The organism is Amycolatopsis sp. AA4 (assembly GCF_002796545.1).
Taxonomy (GTDB): Bacteria; Actinomycetota; Actinomycetes; order Mycobacteriales; family Pseudonocardiaceae; genus Amycolatopsis.
The window spans coordinates 3,756,516-3,772,410 of sequence record NZ_CP024894.1 but is presented as its reverse complement, the minus strand read 5'-3'; the positions used below and the strand labels follow the sequence as shown (position 1 = coordinate 3,772,410).

13 protein-coding genes and 1 tRNA gene are annotated in these 15,895 nt (G+C 69.3%); 9 read left to right on the top strand and 5 right to left on the bottom strand.

Annotated elements, in window-relative coordinates:
* Positions 1-56: 56 nt before the first annotated feature.
* The 3 genes from CU254_RS17595 to CU254_RS17585 are packed head-to-tail and all read left to right on the top strand — an operon-like array spanning position 57 to position 3,399.
* The gene (locus CU254_RS17595; RefSeq protein WP_009077953.1) at positions 57-1,721 is read left to right on the top strand and encodes an amidohydrolase; all 1,665 of its coding nucleotides are present in this window, start codon (positions 57-59) and stop codon (positions 1,719-1,721) included.
* Positions 1,718-1,966, top strand: coding sequence for a DUF3311 domain-containing protein (locus CU254_RS17590; protein ID WP_037713996.1), 249 nt, complete (start codon positions 1,718-1,720; stop codon positions 1,964-1,966). Before CU254_RS17595 ends, CU254_RS17590 begins: the two co-directional genes overlap by 4 nt.
* The gene (locus CU254_RS17585; RefSeq protein ID WP_037713994.1) at positions 1,960-3,399 is read left to right on the top strand and encodes a sodium:solute symporter; all 1,440 of its coding nucleotides are present in this window, start codon (positions 1,960-1,962) and stop codon (positions 3,397-3,399) included. Before CU254_RS17590 ends, CU254_RS17585 begins: the two co-directional genes overlap by 7 nt.
* On the opposite strand, the gene CU254_RS17580 is transcribed toward CU254_RS17585, so the two are convergent.
* Genes CU254_RS17580 through CU254_RS17570 form a run of 3 tightly spaced genes read right to left on the bottom strand, consistent with a single transcriptional unit; the run spans position 3,396 to position 6,884 of the window.
* Positions 3,396-5,075, bottom strand: a complete 1,680-nt coding sequence (locus tag CU254_RS17580) for a cobalt chelatase (protein ID WP_037713993.1) — start codon at positions 5,073-5,075, stop codon at positions 3,396-3,398. The genes CU254_RS17585 and CU254_RS17580 overlap by 4 nt on opposite strands.
* A complete protein-coding gene (locus tag CU254_RS17575; RefSeq protein ID WP_009077948.1) occupies positions 5,072-6,025 on the bottom strand; it encodes an AAA family ATPase in 954 nt (317 codons plus the stop codon). The genes CU254_RS17580 and CU254_RS17575 overlap by 4 nt, the downstream gene beginning before the upstream one ends.
* A gap of 13 nt (positions 6,026-6,038) precedes the next feature.
* Positions 6,039-6,884: an IclR family transcriptional regulator gene (locus CU254_RS17570; protein WP_009077946.1), complete on the bottom strand. Its 846-nt coding sequence runs from the start codon at positions 6,882-6,884 to the stop codon at positions 6,039-6,041.
* A gap of 144 nt (positions 6,885-7,028) precedes the next feature.
* On the opposite strand from CU254_RS17570, the gene xsc reads away from it, so the two are divergent.
* The 6 genes from xsc (at position 7,029) to CU254_RS17540 (ending at position 14,470) form a co-directional block, all read left to right on the top strand.
* Positions 7,029-8,837 carry a sulfoacetaldehyde acetyltransferase gene (gene xsc / locus CU254_RS17565; protein ID WP_009077944.1) on the top strand — a complete coding sequence of 603 codons (1,809 nt, stop codon included), beginning with the start codon at positions 7,029-7,031 and terminating at the stop codon, positions 8,835-8,837.
* Between the two features lie 209 nt (positions 8,838-9,046).
* Positions 9,047-10,411, top strand: coding sequence for an aspartate aminotransferase family protein (locus CU254_RS17560; RefSeq protein ID WP_009077943.1), 1,365 nt, complete (start codon positions 9,047-9,049; stop codon positions 10,409-10,411).
* A 349-nt stretch (positions 10,412-10,760) separates the two neighbouring features.
* The gene (locus CU254_RS17555; RefSeq protein WP_050788441.1) at positions 10,761-12,125 is read left to right on the top strand and encodes an amino acid permease; all 1,365 of its coding nucleotides are present in this window, start codon (positions 10,761-10,763) and stop codon (positions 12,123-12,125) included.
* A 264-nt stretch (positions 12,126-12,389) separates the two neighbouring features.
* Complete coding sequence (locus CU254_RS17550) at positions 12,390-13,136, top strand: sulfite exporter TauE/SafE family protein (RefSeq protein WP_009077939.1); 747 nt, start codon at positions 12,390-12,392, stop codon at positions 13,134-13,136.
* 274 nt (positions 13,137-13,410) lie between these two features.
* The gene (locus tag CU254_RS17545; RefSeq protein WP_009077938.1) at positions 13,411-14,130 is read left to right on the top strand and encodes a sulfite exporter TauE/SafE family protein; all 720 of its coding nucleotides are present in this window, start codon (positions 13,411-13,413) and stop codon (positions 14,128-14,130) included.
* Positions 14,131-14,386: 256 nt separating this feature from the next.
* Positions 14,387-14,470: transfer RNA gene (locus tag CU254_RS17540), tRNA-Leu, on the top strand.
* On the opposite strand, the gene CU254_RS17535 is transcribed toward CU254_RS17540, so the two are convergent.
* Both CU254_RS17535 and CU254_RS17530 read right to left on the bottom strand, forming a co-directional pair.
* Positions 14,452-14,991 carry a hypothetical protein gene (locus CU254_RS17535; protein ID WP_199841141.1) on the bottom strand — a complete coding sequence of 180 codons (540 nt, stop codon included), beginning with the start codon at positions 14,989-14,991 and terminating at the stop codon, positions 14,452-14,454. The genes CU254_RS17540 and CU254_RS17535 overlap by 19 nt on opposite strands.
* Positions 14,992-15,427: 436 nt before the next feature.
* Positions 15,428-15,826, bottom strand: a complete 399-nt coding sequence (locus CU254_RS17530; RefSeq protein ID WP_009077935.1) for a nuclear transport factor 2 family protein — start codon at positions 15,824-15,826, stop codon at positions 15,428-15,430.
* Positions 15,827-15,895: the final 69 nt, after the last annotated feature.

Here is a 15,895-nt window from a genome sequence, read left to right as displayed (position 1 = left end):
ACCAGCTCCCCCGGCACTGTCGTGGGGGCAGGACACGTGGACAAGGAGGTCCTATCGTGGGCGAACCCGCTGTATCCGCTCGTCCGGCCCCCGACCTGGTGGTGCTCGGGGGCACGGTGCTGACCCTGGACCGAGGCGGGACGCGGGCGTCCGCGCTCGCCGCGCGCGACGGCCGGATCGCCGAAGTCGGCGACGACCGCTCGATCGCCGCCCTCGCCGGTCCCGGGACGACGGTGCTCGACCTGGCCGGACGCACCGTCGTCCCGGGCTTCGTGGAGTCGCACAACCATCCGTCGTTCTTCGGGATGGCGCTGGCCGCCCCGGTCGACGCCGGAAGCCCGCCCAACGACCGGATCAGCGACATCGCCGGCCGCGTCCGGCAGGCGGCCCGCGACTTCGGCCCCGGCGAATGGATCAAGGGTTTCCGTTACGACGACACGCTTCTCGCCGACAACCGGCATCCGACGCGGCACGACCTCGACCCGGCGTCGCCGCGCAACCCGGTCCTGCTCACGCACGTGACCGGCCACTTCTCCGTGGCGAATTCCGCCGCGCTGCGAGCCGTCGGCATCACCGCGGCCACCCCGGACCCGCCCGGCGGAGCCATCGCGCGCGACGAACGCGGCGAACCGACCGGCCTCCTCATCGAGACCGCGGCGTTCCTGGTCAACTCCGCGATGCCCGCGCAAGGCCCCGACGAATTGGCCGCGGCGCTCCAGCTCGCCGACGCCGAGTACCTGCGCAACGGCGTCACTTCGGTGCACGACACGGGAATCGGCCTGATCGGCGGCGAACAGGAACTGGCCGCGTACCGCATGCTGACCCGAGCCGGAAAGCTGCGCACCCGCATCCACGGCTACCTCTTCCACACCCTCCTTCCCGGCCTCGCCGAAGGCGCCCCCGAACCGCCCGATCCGTCCAATCCGGACGGATTCACCATGAACGGAATCAAAATCGTCGCGGACGGCTCGATCCAGGGCCGCACCGGCTGCCTGGCCGAGGGCTACACCTGCGATCCCGGCGAACACGGCATGATGCTGCTCGAACCGGACGACCTGTCCCGCCGCATCGCCGCGCTCGACGCCGCGGGCTGGCAGGTCGCCGTGCACGGCAACGGCGACGCGGCGATCGACGCCATCATCGACGGCTACGCCCGCCTCGGCGCCCCCGAGGGCACCGGCCGCCGCCACCGCATCGAACACTGCCAGACCGCGCGCGAGGACCAGCTCGACCGGATGGCCGAAAACGGCATCGCCGCGTCGTTCTTCATCAAGCACGTCTACTACTGGGGCGACCGGCACCGAGACGTCTTCCTCGGCCCGGAACGCGCCCGCCGGATCAGCCCGCTCGCGTCCGCCCGCTCCCGCGGAATCCACTTCGGACTCCACTCGGACACCCCGGTCACGCCGGTGCCGCCGCTGGAAGGCATCTGGTGCGCCGTCGCCCGGCAGACCAGCAGCGGGCAGCTCCTCGGGCCGGAACAGGCGATCGACGTGGAAGCCGCTTTGCGCGGCTACACCATCGACGCGGCCTACCTCGCCGGCGAGGAAGAAATCAAGGGCAGCCTCGAAATCGGCAAGCTCGCGGACCTGATCGTGCTGTCCGAGGATCCGACCACAGTGGACCCGAGCCGGATCCGCGACCTGACCGTCGACGCCACGGTGATCGGCGGACAGCTGGTCTGGCAACGCGATCCGGCCGCGACGGGAGGCGTCCGATGATCCGGAGCTGGCCGAGCCTGTGCATCGGCCTCGGCATCCCCGCGGTCGCGATCCTCGGCGGGATCCCGCTGGTGGCGGGCTCGCCCGCGACGGTGGCCGGGTTCCCGCTGGTGTTCTTCTGGATGTTCCTCTGCTTCCCGCTGACCACCCTGTGCCTGTGGATCAGCTGGCGGTTCTTCGACCGCCGGCACTACCCGGCCGACACGCCCGCCGAGACCGTCGTCAAGGAGGACCAGGAATGCTGATTCTCATCGTCGCGGTCGTGATGGGACTGTCGATCCTGCTGGCCCTGTGGGCCGGCCGCTCGTCGCGCGGCGGCGGGATTTCCGAATTCCTGGTCGGCGGCCGCTCGTTCCCGCCGTGGCTGCTGTACTTCCTGGCCGTCGGCGAGGTGTACAGCATCGGCACCATGATCGGCTTCCCGAGCGGCATCTACGCGCACGGCGCGAGCTACGGGATCTGGTTCCTCGGCTACATCCTGCTCGCCTATTCGCTGGGCTACTTCCTCGCCCCGCTGGTCTGGCGCGCCGCGCGCAAACACGACGCGATGACCGTCCCGGACGTCTTCGGCCGCCACTACGGCAGCCGGACGCTGGAACTGATCACCTGCGTCACGATGCTGATCGCGCTCGTGCCGTGGGGCCAGTACCAGTTCATCGGCCTGCAAGTCGTGCTGAGCAACCTCGGGCTGAAACTCACGCCGGTGCAATGCGTCCTGCTGGCCGGGGTCATCGCGTTCGCCTACATCGCCGTGTCCGGCATCCGCTCCCCCGCGTTCGTGTCGATCCTCAAGGACGCGTTCATGCTGCTCGGCGTGGTGCTCGTCGGGCTCGCCGCGGTGCTGGTCGCCGGCGGCACGTCCGGCGTGACCGGCCCGGAGGCGCTGGCCAGGGCGCAGACCACGATGGGCGGGCAGGACCTGTGGTTCGCGATGACCACGATCCTGTTCCAGAGCGTGGTCTTCTACCTCGGCTTCGGCGGCGCGTACGTGTTCCCGGCGCGTTCGGAGCGCGCGGTGAAGAGTTCGACGGTGTGGATGCCGCTGTACATGCTGATCTACCCGTTCCTCGTCTTCGCCGCCTACTACGGGCTCAAGCAGCACCCCGGCCTGAAGAACCCGAACACGGTCTTCATGGTGACCGCGAAAGGCCTTCTCCCGGAACCGGTTCTCGGTCTCGTAGCCGCCGGCGCCGCGCTGTCCGGCGTGCTGGTGCTGTCCGCGACCGCGCTGGCGATCGGCGGCATGGTCAGCCGCAACCTGGCCCCGAACGTCCGGCCCGCGGCCCAACGGCGCTGGACGGTCGTGGCGGTGGCGGTGTTCCTGGTGCTCGCCGCTGTGCTCACGCTGACCGCCTCGACGCTCATGCTCACCGTGCTGAACCTGACCTACAACCTGCTGGCCCAGGTCGTGCCGGGCTGGCTGGCGATCCTGTTCGCCCGGCGGGTCCGCACGGCCGCGATCGCGACCGGAATGGTGGTCGGCGTGGTGACCGCGGTCGTCCTGTACGTCACCGGCGTGAAGCTCGGCGGGCTCAACCCCGGGCTGGTTTCGATGGGCGTCAACCTGGTGATCGTGTTCGGCTGGAGCCTGCTCGCTCCGGGCACGAAGCGGTCTCCGATTGCCTTGGAGCGCAACGAACCGGCCGGGGCCGCGCCGGTCGCGCAACCCGCGGGCTAGCGGCGGGCGATCAGGCCGAGGATCTCGCGGAAGGCACGGAACCCCGTGCCTTCCGCGGCATCCAAGGCCAGACTGCGCCGGTAATACGCACTGAGATCAAGTCCGACCCCGATGCCGTACACCTCCGTGTCGCTCCGCTCCGGCCCGTCCGCCACCTGCACCAGATGGCGATCGAGGTAACGCTCCTCGTTGGCCAGCACGGTCGCCCCGTCCATCGGACTTCCGTCCGACAACACGAAAACCAGCCGCCGCCGCACGTCGCACGCGCGCGCCCGCTCCGCCGCCCATGCCAACGCTTCACCGTCGATGCCTTCGCGGAACAGATCAGCCTTGAGCAACGCCGCGACGTCCCGCCGCGCGCGCCGCCACGGTGTCGCCGCGTCCTTGAACACCAGGTGCCGACGCTCGTTGAGCCGCCCCGGGTGCTTCGGCCGCCCGGCGCGCATCCAGTCTCGCCGCGCCCGGCCGCCGTGCCACGCACCAGTGGTAAAGCCGAGAATTTCGCAACTGGCACCGGCGAGATCGAGCGCGCGAGCGAACAGATCCACCAGCACCGCAACGGTTTCCCGGTGCGCCTTCATCGAACCCGAACAGTCGATCAGGAACGTGACCAGCACGTCGGCGACCGGTTCGGTGCGCTCGACCCGGAACACCCGATGGTCCGCGGGCGTCGCGATCAGCCGCGCGAGCGCCCGGCCGTCGATCTGGCCTTCCTCCTGCGCACCGTCCCAGCCAGACCGTTCCGGCTCCGCGAGCACCGCCGTGAGTTCCCGGGCGAGCCGAGCCACGTTGACGCCCTGCTTCGCGACCCGGGCGTCAAGCCGTTCCCGCAACTCGCGCAGCAATTCCGGCCGCACCAACGGTCCCGCCCGGTCCTCGCGGTCGTAGGCGGTGGTGAAAACCCGATACTGCCCGGCCGCCACCGGTCCTTTGTGGTCGCCGATACCCGCGGCACCGCCTTCCTCGCTGCCGGTTTCGTCGTCGAAATCCAGCAGCAGCGCGTACGCCGCGGGGTCTTCCTGGTCCTCGTCGTCTTCGGGCTTCTCCGGCTCCAGCAACCCGGCGACCGCCTCGGCCAGCGCCCGCGCGTGCTCGGCGAACGCCGCCTGATCAGCCCGGTTCCGCCGAAGCCCGGCCAGCTGCGCGCCCAGCATCGGCGCGATCGCCGCCCGGGTCGCCTCGATCAGGTCCTCGGTCTCCTCCACGACCGGCTCGCCGGTGATCCGCGCCCGCGCGACCTGCGCGACGGTGTAGATCAGCAAACCGCGCGCGGTCTCGGTCAGTCCATTGTGGTGCGCAGACAGCGACCAGCGTTCGTGCCGGCGCCGCAGATTCGCCGTCACGCCAGGCAAACCAGCCGGTACCAGCGACTCCACCCGGAACTGCTCCAGCAGCTCGAACAACAGCCGCTCAACACCGCCGTCCGGCCGCAACCGCTTGTGCAGCTCGCGATCGGACCGGCTCAGGTGCAGCGCCATGCCGTCCGCCGCGCCGCGGAACGACGGCACGTCCTCGTCTTCGGCGCGCAGATGCGGAGCGGGCATCGGCACCGGACGGGTGCCGCGATGCAGGCGCCCGCCCCGGAAATGCGCGTCCGGCGAACCGCTGACCGCCCGGATCGCCGCCGCGGACAGTTCCTCGACCTGCTGGCGCCGCCGGGTCTCGGGCGTGCTCACGCCGCGGCCAGCTCCAGGTCGAAGCAGCGCTGGAAGTACTCCGCGACGACCGGCCGTTCGGCCTCGTCGCATTTGTTGAGGAACGTCAGCCGGAACGCGAGCGCCGGGTCGCCGAAGATCTCGCAGTTCTCCGCCCACGTGATGACCGTGCGCGGCGACATCAACGCGGACAGGTCACCGGCGCGGAACCCCTCGCGGGTCAGCCCGGCCACCGCCACCATCGCCTCGGCGAACTGCCCGGACAGCCGCGGCACGCGCGCCCGCACGATCGCGGCTTCCTCTTCCGGCGCCAGGTAATCGAGCGCCGCGACGATGTTCCACCGGTCGATCTGTGCGTGGTTCAGCCGCTGGACGCCGTGGTAAAGCCCGTTCAGATTACCCAGCCCGACAGTGTTGGCGGTGGCGAACAGCCGGAACCCCGGATGCGGGCGCAGCACGGTGTTGCTGTCGATCAGCGTGAACTTGCCGTCCCGCTCGAGCAGCCGCTGGATGACGAACATGACGTCCGGCCGTCCCGCGTCGTACTCGTCGAGGATCAGCGCGGTCGGCCGCCGCAGCGACCACGGCAGGATGCCCTCGCGGAATTCGGTGACCTGCTTGCCCTCGCGCAGCACCACCGCGTCCTTGCCGACGAGGTCGAGCCTGCTGAGATGCCCGTCGAGATTCACGCGCAGGCACGGCCAGTTCAGCCGCGCCGCGACCTGTTCGACGTGCGTGGACTTGCCGGTGCCGTGCAAGCCCTGCACGAGCACGCGCCGGTTGTGCGCGAACCCGGCCAGCAACGCGAGCGTCACGTCCGGGTTGAACCGGTAGGCCGGATCGATCTCGGGCACGTGCTCGTCGGGTTCGGAGAAGCACGGGACGGTCATGGCCGAGTCGAGACCGAACGCGTCGCGCACGGCGATCCGGGCATCGGGGCCGGCGGGACGGTTGCCGGACAACGGGTTCATCGGAAGACCTCCGTCAGGACGGGATGCTGTCGGCGTCGTCGGCCGCCCCCTCGGCCTCGACCTCCTTGATCGCTTCGGCGGCCCGCTGCAACGCGGGAAGCGCCTGCAAAGCCTTGTCGGCGGTGAGCCGCATGACCGGGGCCTGGACCGCCACCGCCAGGTTGGAGCGCCCGGTGCGGCTGGGCACCAGCACCGCCACGCACACGAGCCCGGGCAGGAATTCCTCGTCGTCGAGGGCGAATCCGTCGCGCCGGATGCGGGCGAACTCCTCCTCCAGCGCGTCGAGATCGGTGACGGTCTTGGGGGTGTACTGCTTGAGCGGAGCGTGCGCGAGCAGCTTGCGCCGCTGCGCCGGGCTCATCTGGGAGAGGATGATCTTGCCGCTGGCCGAGCAGTGGATCGGCACGCGCGAACCGGGCCGCAGGTAGAACCGCAGCGGCTCGGGCGTTTCGACGCGGTCGAGGTAGACGATCTCGCTGCCGGACAGCGCGGTGATGTTGCAGCTCTCCCCCAGCTCGTCGACCAGGTGGTTGAGCACCGCGCGCCGCGCGCCGTGGTGGGTGGCGTTGAGCAGCAGGTTCTCCGCGAGGCGGCGCAGCCGGTCGCCGGTGCCGTAATGCCGCCCGTCGGCCTGGCGCACGAGCAGGCCCGCGCCTTCCAGCTGCTGCAGCATCCGGTGCAGCGTCGGCTTCGGCAGGCCGGTCTCCTCGACCAGGCTCTGCAGCGTCACCAGCTGGTCCTTCGCCGCGATCAGCTCGAGCAGCGAGAACAGCCGCATGGTCGGGGTGTCTCCGTCGAGTCCCGCGCCGTCCGGCTCGCGCACGAGTTCCACGGCGCTGGTCTTCCGCAACTCACTCACGTTCCGAAAACTAGCACATCCTGTCTCGTTTTCCAGCAACTGCCGGTTGACCTGCCGCCCGCGGCGTCCTATCGTCCATCGCGTTCAGGTTTTACGAACACCACGTACCGAAAACCAAGACTTTCAGTGTCGAAGGAGTTCACCATGGCGGAGAGGAAGACGGGCGACGGCCGCACCGTCGTCAGCGGAACGGCGAAGATGACCCCGTCCGAGGCCTTCGTCGAGACGCTGGTGGCCAACGGCGTCACCGACATCTTCGGCATCATGGGCTCGGCGTTCATGGACGCGATGGACATCTTCGCGCCGGCCGGCATCCGGCTCGTCCCGGTCGTGCACGAGCAGGGCGCCGCGCACATGGCCGACGGCTACGCCCGGGTCAGCGGCCGCCACGGCGTGGTCATCGGGCAGAACGGGCCCGGCATCAGCAACTGCGTCACCGCGATCGCCGCGGCGTTCTGGGCGCACAGCCCGGTCGTGATGATCACGCCCGAGGCGGGCACGATGGGCACCGGGCTGGGCGGCTTCCAGGAGGCCAACCAGCTGCCGATGTTCCAGGAGTTCACCAAGTACCAGGCGCACGTCAACAACCCGAAGCGGATGGCCGAGTACACCGCGCGGGCCTTCGACCGGGCGCTGTCGGAAATCGGCCCGACGCAGCTCAACATCCCGCGCGACTTCTTCTACGGCGAGATCGAGACCGAGATCCCCGAACCGCAGCGGCTCGACCGCGGCCCCGGCGGCGACAAGAGCCTCGCCCAGGCCGCCGAACTGCTGGCCACCGCCGAGTTCCCGGTCATCATCTCCGGCGGCGGCGTCGTGATGTCCGACGGCGTCGAGGAATGCAAGGCGCTCGCCGAGCGGCTGGGCGCGCCGGTGGTGAACAGCTACCAGCACAACGACAGCTTCCCGGCCAGCCACCCGCAGTGGTGCGGCCCGCTCGGCTACCAGGGCTCCAAGGCCGCGATGAAGCTCATCTCGCAGGCGGACGTGGTGATCGCGCTCGGCACCCGCCTCGGCCCGTTCGGCACCCTGCCGCAGCACGGCATGGACTACTGGCCCAAGAACGCGAAGATCATCCAGATCGACGCCGACCACAAGATGCTCGGCCTGGTCAAGAAGATCACCGTCGGCATCTGCGGGGACGCGAAGGCCGCCGCGGCCGCGCTGACCGAGCGCCTCGCCGACCGCACCCTCGCCTGCGACGCCACCCGCGGCGAGCGCGCCGACCGCACCAAGGCGGAGAAGGACGCGTGGGAAGCGGAACTCACCGAGTGGACCCACGAGAAGGACCCCTACTCCCTCGACATGATCGCCGAGCAGGAGCAGGAGGAGGGCAACTGGCTGCACCCGCGCCAGGTCCTGCGCGAACTGGAGAAGGCGATGCCGCCGCGGGTGATGGTCTCCACCGACATCGGCAACATCAACTCCGTGGCGCACAGCTACCTCCGTTTCGAGGAGCCGCGGTCGTTCTTCGCACCGATGTCCTTCGGCAACTGCGGGTACGCGCTGCCGACCATCATCGGCGCCAAGGCCGCCGCGATGGACCGCCCGGCGATCGCGTACGCCGGCGACGGCGCGTGGGGCATGAGCATGGGCGAGGTCATGACCGCGGTGCGGCACGACATCCCGGTCACCGCCGTCGTGTTCCACAACCGCCAGTGGGGCGCGGAAAAGAAGAACCAGGTCGACTTCTACGACCGCCGGTTCGTCGCGGGCGAGCTGGAAAGCGAGAGCTTCGCCGGGATCGCGCAGGCGATGGGCGCGGACGGCATCGTGGTCGACAAGCTCGAGGACGTCGGCCCGGCGCTGAAGAAGGCCGTGGACGCGCAGATGAACGAGGGCCGCACGACGGTCATCGAGATCATGTGCACCCGCGAGCTGGGCGACCCGTTCCGCCGCGACGCGCTGTCGAAGCCGGTGCGGTTCCTGGAGAAGTACCAGGACTACGTGTAAGCACCGTTGTGAGTGTTCATGCCGGTTAGAACCGGCATGAACACTCACGACCCCCTCTGCCCGGCCGAGCCTGTGCGCCCGGCCGGGCTTTTTCGTGTCCAGCCTCGGATCTGGCACCGGTGATCCGGCGCTTTCTGGCTCTGGGCGTGGACCAGAAAGATTGCGATCGTCGACACATTCCCGTTCTCGCACACACAGGAGGTCGCCAGGTGAACGTCACGGAGCTGCGGGCCACTGCCCGCCGACACCTCGGGCCGCACTTCACGCGCAAGGACACCTGGCAAAGCGACTTCCCGGTGTTCGTCCGCGGCGAGGGCAGCTACCTCATCGACACCGAGGGCCGCCGCCACCTCGACGGTCTCGCCGGGCTGTTCTGCGTAAACATGGGCCACGGCCGCGCGGACATCGCCAAGGCCGCGGCCGAGCAGGTCGGCACCCTCGCCTACGCCAGCAACTGGGGCTCGGCGCACCCGCCGTCGATCGAGGCCGCCCGGATCATCGCCGACCTCGCCCCCGGCGACCTCGGCACCACGTTCTTCGTGAACTCCGGTTCGGAGGCGGTCGAGACCGCGCTGAAGTTCGTCCGGCAGTACCACCGCAGCCAGGGCGCGCCGGAGCGGACGAAGATCATCAGCCGCGAAATGGCCTACCACGGCACGACGATGGGCGCGCTGTCGGTGACCGGCCTGCCGAAGATCAAGGAGCCGTTCGGCCCGCTGCTGCCGGGCATCCGGCACGTCCCGAACACCCTCGGCTTCACCGGCGACTGCGGTCCGGCCGACCAGCTGGACTGCGTCCGCGCGATCGAGGCGGTCATCCTCGAGGAAGGCCCGGAGACGGTCGCCGCGGTCTTCGCCGAGCCGGTCCAGAACGGCCGGGGCGCGCTGGTCCCGCCGGAGGGCTACTGGGCGGCGCTGCGGGCGCTGTGCGACAAGTACGGCATCCTGCTCGTTTCGGACGAGGTCATCTGCTCGTTCGGCCGCCTCGGCCACTTCTTCGGACACGGCCTCACCGGCGTGGTACCGGACCTGATCACCTTCGCCAAGGGCTCCACCTCGGGCTACGCCCCGCTCGGCGGCGTGATCGTGCGCGAGCAGCTGGTCACCGAGCTGTACGACTCCCCGAAGGGCGGCGTCTTCACCCACGGCGCGACCTGGGGCGGCCACCCGGTCTCGACGGCCATCGCGGTCGCCAACATCAGCGCGATGCGCGACGAGAAGGTGCCCGAGCACGTGTTGGAAGAGGGCCCGAAGCTCCACGCGGCTCTCGAGTCGCTGAAGGACGCGCACCGCTGCGTCAAGGACGTCCGCGGCACCGGCTTCTTCTACGCGATCGAACTGATGGCCGACCGCGACGGCGGCCGCGAGCTGACCGACCAGGAGTCCCTGACCGTCCTGCGGGAGGTCCTGCCGGAATCGTTCCGCCGCACCGGGGTCATCCTCCGCGGCGACGACCGCGGCGCGACCATGTTGATGATCTCGCCCCCGCTGGTCGCCGACACGGACGTGCTGGACGAGCTGCTGCACGGCGTCGACGGCATGCTCACCGACGTGGAGAAGGCGATCCAGCCCTGACCGACCCCCGGGAGGGGCACCTCCCGCTACGTGAAAACAGCGCGATCCCCCTGACGGATAGCCGGGACGGGCGCTGGGTACCCCTTTGTTCCGCGGGTGCCCGGCGCCCGTCCTGCTGTCCGGGATCAGGCCGTTCTGGTACCGGAGCATGGCTAGCATCTGGCTCTCGCGGCGGGGCCTGTTCCTTCTTACGGTGACGGGAACCACACAGCAGCTCTCAGCGACATCGCGGCGGCGGCCGGCGCGGGGACATCGAGGTCCCCCGGCGCCGCCGGAAGGAGGAGACGTGGGTTCTGCACCGGAAACAGCCGCCGAGAGCGGCCTCAAACCGGGCCTCAAGCAACGCCACATGAATCTGATCGCACTGGGCGGCGTGATCGGCGCCGGCCTGTTCGTCGGAAGCGGCGTGGTCATCCAGTCGGCCGGGCCCGCGGCGGTGGTCTCGTTCCTGATCGCCGGGCTGATCACCGTGCTCATCATGCGGATGCTGGCCGAAATGACCGTCGCGCGGCCCGCGCTCGGCTCGTTCTACGTGTACGCCAGGGAGGCGATGGGCAATCGCGCCGGCTTCACCGTCGGCTGGATGTACTGGTACTTCTTCGTGATCGTGGTGGCCGTGGAGGCGGTCGCCGGCGGCCGGATCCTGCAGCTGTGGCTGCCGAACGTGCCCCTGTGGGTGCTCAGTCTCGGACTGCTCCTGCTGCTCACCGCCACGAACCTGGTGTCGGCGCGGTCCTACGGGGAGTTCGAGTACTGGTTCTCGTCGATCAAGGTCATCGCGATCGTCGTGTTCCTGGTGGTCGGCGCCCTGTACTTGTTCGGCGTCTGGCCGGGCGCCCACGGAGGCGTCGGCAACCTGGTCTCCCACGGCGGCTTCGCCCCGATGGGCATCGGCGCGGTCCTGGCGGCGGTCGTCCCCTGCGTCGGCTTCTACACCGGTGCCGAAATCGTCACCATCGCCGCGGCGGAGTCCGCGGAACCCCGCCGCGCGATCGCCAAAGCCATGCGCTCCATCGTGTTCCGCGTCGTGCTGTTCTACGTCGGCTCGGTCTTCGTCGTGGTCGCGGTGAAGGCGTGGAACGCTCCCGACACCGCAGTCAGCCCGTACGCCGCGGTCCTGGACGTCCTGGGCATCCCCGCAGTGGCGACGATCATGAACGCCATCGTCCTGACGGCCGTGCTCTCGTGCCTCAACTCGGCCCTGTACACGTCGTCGCGGATGCTGTTCGCCCTGACCCGCAACGGCGACGCCCCGAAGATGTTCACGAAGCTGTCCCGCAGCGGCGTCCCCCGCCGAGCCATCATCGCCGGAACAGTCATCGGCTACGTCTCGGTCATCGCGGCTTACACCTCGCCGAACCTGATCTTCCAGTTCCTGGTCAATTCCTACGGCGCGGTCGCTCTCTTCGTGTACCTCGCCATCGCCTTGGCCCAGGTCCGCCTGCGGAAGCGCCTGCAGAATACGGACCCAGGCGCGCTGAGCCTGAAGATGTGGCTGTTCCCGTGGCTCAGCTACGCCACGATCGCCCTGATGGCGGCGGTCATTCTGGCCATGGCGTTCCTCCCGACGACCCGCTCGCAGTTCTGGCTGAGCGCGGTGACGCTGGCGCTGATCCTGATCGCGTACCAGTTCCGGAAGCGCCGCCCCGTCGGACCCGCCGTCACGGCGGAGCAGGACTCATCGCGAGGCGAAGCCGGAGTCGCTTCCCCCTGACCGGCCCCGGGGTCCAGCCGGGCGTCTGCCGATCCCCTGGCAGCTCCGCCCGGCTGGCCTCTTCGCGCCGGATCATTCCCGTCCGGGCGAGCCCGTTACGACCGGTCTTGACCTGGTTCGGCCGGCCGCGACGACGTGACCGGCTGTCTGGCACCTCGCGATGCCGCGATTCTGGACCTACCGCCCCGGCCAGCCGTACCGCAAGGTGAACCGATCCCGCCCCCGCCGTGGAGGTCCGATGCCGAGCCCTTCCCGAACCCGCCGATGACCTTCTGGCACCTGTCTCCCGCGGCGATGGCCTTCGCTGTCGCCGCTTTGCTCGCCGGAGGCCTGATCCGCGGCTACTCCGGCTTCGGCGCTTCCTTGGTGTGGGTCAGCTGTCTCTGCCTGGTCCTCCCGCCCCCGGCCGTCATCCCGAGCACGCTCCTGCTGGAAATCGCCTCCAGCGTCACCCTGCTGCCGAAATCCTGGCCGGACGCCCACCGCCCGTCCGTCCGCTGGCTCCTCGCCGGAGCCCTCGTCGGCCTGCCGATCGGCATCTGGTTCCTGTCCGCGCTCCCGGAACGCGCGACAAGACTGACCGTTGGATTGGTCGTCGGAATCTCCGCGCTGGCCCTGGCCTTCAGCCGCCGCACCCGCCGCCTGCCCGGCCCCGCCGCCTGCGGAGGCATGGGCACCGCCTTCGGAATCCTCAATGGCGCCTGCGGCATGGGCGGCCCGCCAGTCGTCCTGATGTACCTGGCGTCCCCGCTACCCATGGCCGTGAACCGCGCGAGCCTGGTCGTCTTCTTCCTGGCGGCCGACTCGATGACCGTCGCGACCGCCGGCACGAGCGGCCTGCTCACCGCGGCCGTGCTGGGGCAAACGGCGCTTTTCCTCCCTATCGCCCTCACCGGAATCGCCGCCGGAACCTGGCTGTACCACCACGCCCACGGCGATGCGCGCCGGATCGTGCTGGGAATCCTCGCGGTCCTGTCCCTGGCGCTGGTCGGCCAGGCGGTAGCCTCATGACCCGCCCCGCCCTGGGCGGAACCGCCGCCGGAACCCAGCTGTACCACCGCAAATCCTCTCCCCCGGCACCCGCAGACCAGGTGGTAGCCCGCATGGCCTGTCCCGCCCTGGGCGGAATCGCCGCCGAAACCCGGCTTGTACCACCACGCCGACCAGATCGTGGCCGGAATCCTCGCGGCCCTCTCCCTGGCATCAGCAGACAAGGCGGTAGCCACATGACCAGCCCCGCCCTGTTGCCGTCCCCTTTAACTCCTTACCCCCGCCAGGCAGCCACATGATCCTCGGCGCACTGGCCATCGCTTTCGCAGGCTTCATCGGCGGCCTGACCGGTTTCGGCGCTTCCTTGGTCGGCACGCCCCTGTTGCTGCTCATCGGTTTCCCACTGCCGCAGGTTGTCGTGATCAACTTGATCGCCACCATGATCACGAGACTCGCCGTGCTCCACCGGGAACGAGCCCACATCGCCTGGCGCCGCGTAGCCGTTCTGGGCACCGCGAGCCTCCCCGGAGCCGCCGCCGGAGCCCTCACGCTGCACCTGCTCCCGCCGCACGCCCTCCGCATCCTGGCCGGCACCGTAGTCGTGCTCTCCGGCCTCCGCCTGCTCCTCCGCCCGACCCGAGAAGCCCACCCCGCGACCCCAGCGAAACAAACGATCGCCGGCCTGCTGGGCGGCTACCTCTCCACCACGACCTCCCTGAACGGCGCACCCCCAGCCGTTTTGCTCGCCTCGGCAAAAGTCCCCCCAAGAACCTTCGTCGGCGATCTGGCAGGCTACTTCGTGGTGACCAACTGCCTGTCCCTGCTCCTCCTGATCACCGCAGGCCAGTTCGACACCACGAACCTGGGCACCCAACTGCCGATCCTGGTCGCGGCCGCGCTAGCCGGAAACATCCTCGGAGGCCGCCTCATCGGCCGGGTCCCGCGCGCACTGTTCGACCGGGCGATCGTGGGCTTGATCGTGGTATCCGGCGCGGTGACGATGCTCAGCGCCTGACCCAGGCCCGTCCCGGCGGCTGAACCCCAGGACCGCTCCGGATCCCGTTCAGATCGCCCGGCAAGATCAGCAGCATGCCCGCTGCGGTCGCGGAAGCCATGCCTCAACACAGGCCGGGCTAACCGGCTGACCTGCGGATATTCCCTGTTGAGTTCGAATGCCGAGAACAGATGATCATCTCATGCGAGCCGTGGAGCTGATTCAACACCCCCCTGAAAAGGCGTGCCCAACCGTCGTATACTCTCTTCATCAGCAAGTCCGAGTGGCGGAATGGCAGACGCGCTAGCTTGAGGTGCTAGTGTCCTTAACGGACGTGGGGGTTCAAGTCCCCCCTCGGACACACACATTATTCACCCGTGGAGAGGCCGTCAGATCGCCGGCCTCTTTTTCGTGGTCGAACCGCAGGTCAAGAGCAAGGTCCCGATAGAGCTGGGCCAGCTTGCCCGGCTCCGAGTCGGCCAGCGCGGCGCCGATGTCGCCGAGCGAGTCGATCATCACGTAGAATTCGGCCTCACTCAGCCCGGCGGGCTCTCCCACGTTCGTTGACTCCGCCTGCGCCACCGCTCTATCTGCCTGCGCCTGGTTGATGCTCTCCGCAACCGCCCCGGGGTCGATCCCGGCCGCGATGGCATCCTGAAACGTCCGGATCTTCGCCTCGGCCTCCTCCAACCTCCGCCGAGCCGCGCCGTCACTCCCTGACCTGGCCGCAGGCTGCGCCTCCACCAGCCGATCGAACAGTTCCCCGATCCACCCGTTCACCGCATCCCGCAGCGGCTCTTCCCGCAGGTAGATCGTCGGCGGGTGACTCGCCAAAGCCGGTGAGCCCGGAGCAAGCGTCCGCGCCGGGCACTGGTAATACATGCCGCGCCTACGCGGACTACCCTCCATCTTCCGTCCGCACGCCACACGGCGAATCAATCCCCGGAACAAGTACTGGTGCTTGACCGCGCGCGCAGAACGCTCGGTCTTCCGCGCGGTCCATAGTCCACCAGCGGCCGCCGACAGCAGGGGCCTGCCTAGCGCCGGAAAATCCGCCTCTGCCTCCGGCGACGAGTACTTTGCATCGCCGGAGGCTTTACCGACCGCGCGCCGTGACCTGGACGAAGCCTTGTGCCAGCACGCCACCGCGCTGGCACGCCTGCAGCGGCTCGGCGGGTTCGCGTTGCTCCCGCGTCCTTGGGTGCGGCCGTATCGGGACCCGGCCGCGAGCGGGCGGGCACCACGCGCGGCCCTCGCGGACGCAACCGAGCATCTGGCCTTGAGGAAGATGCTCTCGGTCTCGCAAGCGCGGAGATGGTCAGTTGGCCTTCTCGGCGAGCACGTCGGTCGCGCGGGAGTCGTAGTATTCCTCGAGTCGCGCCACGAGTCCGTCGGAGTCGACCTCCACCCGCATCATCGCCGGCAGCCGCAGCTGGTGCCCGGAGCGGAGGACCGCGGTCAGGGTGTGCTGCCGGAACAGCTGCGAGCCAACAGCGGTGGAGCGCTGGTCTTCGTACGCCCTAACGGTCGACATGGCGCAGAGGCGGCTCAGCGTCGCGATCACCTTGTCGACGTCCAGGTCTTTCTCGTTGCGGTTCTGCCACGCACGCGCACCGGGTGCGAAGCAGGTGCGCAACTCGTCCATGTCGCCTTTCTCGATCGCCCCGAACATTCTGTCCACGACGCTGAAATCCGTCGTGCTGGGCGCGTCTGTCATCGCTGCCTCCTGTGCTCGTGAGGTTCGGCGCCGGGCCTCCGGTGGGTATGCGTGATCCAGTCACCCCCG